Source organism: Rhizobacter sp. P3_B12, assembly GCF_056402895.1.
In genome coordinates this window covers 1-4,308 of record NZ_JBFUGN010000522.1, presented here as the reverse complement: position 1 = coordinate 4,308, position 4,308 = coordinate 1, and the positions used below count along the sequence as shown (strand labels likewise).

The following is a 4,308-nucleotide window of genomic DNA, read 5'->3' as shown; positions in this document are numbered from 1 at the left end:
AGCGACAGCAGGCGGGCGGTCTCGCTGTCGCTCTCGGGCGCGCGGATGCGCGGCGCCGTGCCCTTCATCGGCCGCGCGGTGAGCAGGCCGGCCTCGTGGCGCAGGAACAGCTCGGGCGAGCGCGACAGCACATGCGGGTTGCCCTCGTCCGGCAGCGCGATCAGCGCGCCATACGCCACCGGCTGGCGCGCGCGCAGGCGGCGGTACAGGTCGACCGGCGAGCCGTACGCGTCGCCATGCAGCCGGTACGTGTAGTTGACCTGGTAGGTCTCGCCGTTGCGGATCGCCTCGTGGATGCGGGCTATCGCACGCGTGAAGCCGGGCTTGTCGACGCTCGGGCGCAGGTTCATCACGCCGCTCGCGCCATCGCTGCTGCGCGCGGCCAGCCACGCATCGACCTCGTCGTTCGACAGCCGCGCCAGCTCGCGGAACATCAGCACCCGCAGCGACGCCGCATCGTCCGGCCGCAGCCGCGCATGCCCGGCCCGCATCAGCTTGGCCCCCCATTCGTAGTCGGCCAGCAGCACCGCATGCAGGCCGGTGCGCAGGTCCGCATCGACCGCGGCCCACACGGCATCGAGCTGCGCCGGATCGACACAACGGTGCTCGCGCTCGAAGCCGGTGCACAGCCGGCTGAGCGGGTTGCCGCGCGTCGCGTGGCAGTCGTCGAGCAGCGCGTAGAGGTCGTTCACACCGGGTCAGCTCCAGTCGTCCATGTCGTGCTTGATCTTGTGGCGGTTGGCGATCAGCTCGTCGACCGAGGGCTCGTTGTTCAACGCGCGCCTGATCGCCAGCTTCGTCGCCTCGTGGTTGGTGCGGTACATGTCCTTCTTGTCGAGGTTCTCGTCCTTCGCGCAGCGCGGGTCGATCCACACCAGGCTGATGATGCACAGCTCGTTGGCGATGTCCTTCGGGATCGTGCCGTCGATCAGGCAGTCGACCACCGCATCGGCCGTCGCGCTCTGCACGACGCCGCCGTAGAGGTCGATGTTGGCGAAGTCCTTCAGCGTGACCTTCGGCACGATGATGGTGGCCGGCCGCACCAGCTGGTTGCAGGCGCGGATCGCGAACATCGCGGTGTGGCCCTTGCTCTGCGCCATCATGTTCGCGAAGGCCTGGCCGACGGGGCCGTCGGTGCGGCCGATCAGGATCTCGGGCATCGCATCGGTGAACTGGCCTTCGCGCGCGAACACGGTGGCTTCGCCGGCGTGGAACAGGTAGGTCTTGGTCATGGAGGCTCTTTCTCGGGTGCTCAGGTTGCCAGGATCAATTCGCCGCGGCCGTCGGACGCGAGGTCGCCCAGATGCCGCTGGATGGCGCGCGACGGCAAGGTTTCGAAGGGTCCGCCGTGGCGTGCGAGGTCGCGGGCCAGCAGTTGCCAGAACACCACTGCGTCGGCCACCGCCGGTACGAAGGTCGGCGCGATCTCCGGAGCCGATGTCGCGAACACCACGCTGCCGCGCCGCATGCCGTAGCCCGCGTGCGCGCCGGCGCGCCCGCCGATCGCGATGGTGCCGGCGACCATGCGCGAGGCGAGGAAGTCGCCCGCATTGCCGAACACCAGCGCCGTGCCGCGCCGCATGCGGTCGCCGAAGCGCTCGCCGGCGTTGCCCTTCACGAGCAGCGTGCCGCCGCGCATGCCGTCCATGCTGCCGGGCAGCGTGCTGGCAGCGAAATCGCCCGCATCGCCATCGACCGTCAGCTGCCCGCCCGCCATCTCGCAGGCCGCCAGCAGGCCGGCCGCGCCGTGCACGCGCAGCTCGCCGCCGGTCATGCAGCCGCCGGCGTAGTGACCGGCCGGGCCGTGCACGGCGATGCGACCGCCCGCCATCTGCCAGCCGACGCGGTCGAAGCGCGACAGGTCGCCATCGAACACCAGCGCGTCGTCATCTTCGGCCTCGATGGTGAAGAACTCGCCCAGCGGCACCCGAGAAGACCCGTGCCCCACGGCCACCTGCCCGATCTGCGCGGCAGACAGGCCGCCCAAGGTGGCCGGCAGCACGCCGCGCAAGTCCACGCGCAGCGCTGGCGCGTGCCGCAGCGTGAGTCGCCAGCCGCTCATGCCGCGGCCTGCGCAGCGAGCAGCTTGCGCAGGTGGAAGTGGAAGGGCCCGAGCTTGCCGCCGTAGTTGCCGGCCGAGATGCGCAGCAGGCCGCCGGCCGCGCCGATCGCGATGCCGGCCTGCATGCCGGCGCGCATCGCCGCGCCGACGTCGGCCTCGGTCAGGCCGTCGATCACGATCTCCATCACGCAGCGCGTCTGCGGCGTGATCTCGCTCTTGGCCGCGAGGCCGAGCAGGCTCGGGCAGAACGCGTCGTTGGTCGACGCACTCAGCGTGGCGTACTTGCTGCCGACCTTCGAGCCCGAGCGCACCACGCCGCCCGGGAACGGCATGATCACGTTGGGCAGCGCCTGCATCGCGGCCACCGCCACCTCGGCCACCGCGAGCGCGGCATCGGTGTCGCGGCACATCAGCAGCAGGTTGCCGCCGCCCACGCACTTGACGACGGCCGTCGTCTCCTGCGCGACGAACTCACCGTCCATCACCGGCACGCGCCAGTAGCGCACGCCGGCGATCACCTTCGAGATCTGCCACCCGTCGCCGAAGAAGCGCAGGTTCTTGCCGAGCGGGATGGGCTCGCCTTCGGCGATGCCGGCGAACACCGCGGTGGTGGGGCAGGTCAGCACGCATTGCCCGACGCGCCGCTCCACCTGCTTCGCGAGCTCCTTGCCCGACATCGAGAAGATCAGCACGCTGACGCCGGGCCGGCCGTCCGGCGTGTCGGCGGGGTCGAGCTCGCGCTCGATGCCGGCCTCGCAGCCGCAGGCGATCACCGAGGTCGCGAAGCCGGTCGCCGACACCGCGGCATGGCGCGCCCAGGTGAGGTTGTGCGCGGTGATGATGAGCCGCGTGGCCTTCATCGGAAAGGCCTCGGCGAAGCTGTCGTCGATGAAGACGCCGTTCTCGATCATGGCGAATGCTCGAAGCAGGCTGTCGGCAGCAGGCGCCCGCCGTTGCAGCAGGTGCACAGCTCGTCATGGTCGATGGCCACCGCATCGAAGTTCACCGAGCCGTGCGCCGCCAGGTGCTTGCGCAGGTAGCCCTCGATGCCGCGGTCGTACGCGGGCTCGACGAAGTGCGTGCCGCCGGTCGGCACCGCGGTGATGCGCCCGGCGCGGGCCACCAGCGTGCCATCCTTGTAGACCCGCTCGGGCGTGCTGAACATCGCCTCGCGGTCGGCGTTCTCGCGGTAGACCGCGATGTCGGCCGCGGCGCCCACGCCGAGGTGGCCGCGGTCCTGCAGGCCGAGCAGCTTCGCCGGCCCGGCGCGCGTCATGATCGCGATCTCGTGCAGGCTCAGCTCGCGCGTGATCGCGCCGAGCGCGCTGTGCGCCGCCACGTCGGGATGCAGCTTCGCCAGCTGCTCGTTGCGGAAGCTTTTGTCCATCAGCAGCCGGATCAGGTGCGGGTAGCTGGTGAAGGGCCCGCCGTTCGGGTGGTCGGTGGTCAGCGCGACGCGCCACGGGTCTTTCACGAGCAGGAAGATCTCCAGCCCGATCGCCCATTGCAGCGCGTTCACATAGCTCTGCTCGCGGTAGCGGAACGGCACCACGCCGCAGCCGGCGTCRCACTCGATGTCGGCACCGATCCACTTGCGCGGGCTGGCGAGCCCCGACTGCGCATGCTGGCGCATCGTGTCGCCCGACGCGGTGACGGTCTGGCCGAACATGATCTGGCCGACGTCGATGCTGACGTTCGGGTTCGCGTTCACCGCCTCGGCCAGCTGGGCCGCGGCCGACGAGAACTTCTTGGCCCCCTCGGTGCCGTAGGCGTGGAACTGCACGTGCGTCAGGTGCGCCGGCAGGCCTTCGAGCGCGGCGATGGTGTCCAGCGTCGACTGGATGTTGCCGGCCACGCCGAGGTTGCTGCCGTGGATGTGCAGCGGGTGCGGCACGCCCAGCTCGCGCAGCGCGCGCGCCAGCGTGTGCACCACCTGCCGTGGCGTGACCTGCCAGTGCACATGGTTCTCGTCGACATCGAGCTTGCGCTGGTTGAACTTGAAGGCCGAGATGCCGGCCGGGTTCACCACCTTGACGCCCATCGCCTTGGTGGCGCGGATCGTCCATGCCATGTAGTCGCGGATGCGCTCGAAGTCCTGCCGCTCAGCCAGCATCTGCAGGAACAGCTCGTCGTTGCCGAGCATCACGTAGGCCCCGTGGTCGAGGATCGGCGTGTCGCCCATCTCCATGTGCGTGTGGCGGGCGTTCGACGGCATCATCGCCGGCTCGAAGGCCGCGGTGTAGCCC

General features: G+C 70.3%; 5 protein-coding genes. All 5 read right to left on the bottom strand.

From position 1 onward, the window contains the following. Positions 1-692, bottom strand: a 692-nt coding sequence (locus AC1D01_RS22845; RefSeq protein WP_477870352.1) for a chorismate-binding protein, incomplete at its 3' end; no start/stop codon positions are given. 6 nt (positions 693-698) lie between these two features. Beyond that, complete coding sequence (gene fae, locus AC1D01_RS22840) at positions 699-1,232, bottom strand: formaldehyde-activating enzyme (protein WP_047502252.1); 534 nt, start codon at positions 1,230-1,232, stop codon at positions 699-701. 20 nt (positions 1,233-1,252) lie between these two features. Beyond that, entirely contained in the window at positions 1,253-2,062 is an 810-nt protein-coding gene (locus tag AC1D01_RS22835; RefSeq protein ID WP_477870350.1) for a formylmethanofuran dehydrogenase subunit C, read from the bottom strand. After that, entirely contained in the window at positions 2,059-2,973 is a 915-nt protein-coding gene (gene fhcD, locus AC1D01_RS22830) for a formylmethanofuran--tetrahydromethanopterin N-formyltransferase (protein WP_477870348.1), read from the bottom strand. The genes AC1D01_RS22835 and fhcD overlap by 4 nt, the downstream gene beginning before the upstream one ends. Further along, positions 2,970-4,308 (bottom strand): formylmethanofuran dehydrogenase subunit A (locus tag AC1D01_RS22825; protein ID WP_477870346.1); only part of this gene is annotated, 1,339 nt, incomplete at its 5' end. The genes AC1D01_RS22825 and fhcD, both read right to left, overlap by 4 nt.